The following is a 384-nucleotide window of genomic DNA, read 5'->3' as shown; positions in this document are numbered from 1 at the left end:
CCCACGTCCAACAAACCAGCAACCAGCCTATCTGACAGTGGAGAGGGAGAGGACACGGGAGCGGTCGCGCCAGCCCTCAAAATGCCGACGATTATTGCGCCTTTAAACGGACGCACATACATTGTCGGCCGTGTGTATCTTGAGGGGAAGTGTTCGGCGGGCGCCAGGGTTGAATTGTGGAGCCATGACAATAGCAAGTTGGCCGATGCCATTATCAACAGTGACGATATCACGCATTGGTACTATAGCCGCATTTGGGATGCAGGCGACAAGCATGTCAAGGTCGTGGAATTCGTGGGAGGGGTGCCTTCTGAGCCAACTTTACTGCGTCAGTTCCGAGTCACCGAGGCACGCTGTGCACCGGCGATTACCAGTCCGAGTGAT

The 384-nt window shown here is 55.5% G+C and carries 1 protein-coding gene; it reads left to right on the top strand.

Annotated features, from left to right (window positions below; genetic code table 11):
* Nucleotides 1-384, top strand: a 384-nt coding sequence (locus AC1DCY_RS27895) for a hypothetical protein (protein ID WP_477356084.1), incomplete at both ends; no start/stop codon positions are given.

The sequence above is a fragment of the Lysinibacillus sp. 10T31 genome, from assembly GCF_056394365.1.
Note: the sequence above shows the minus strand (reverse complement) of the source record. Positions and strands in the feature narration are given on the sequence as shown.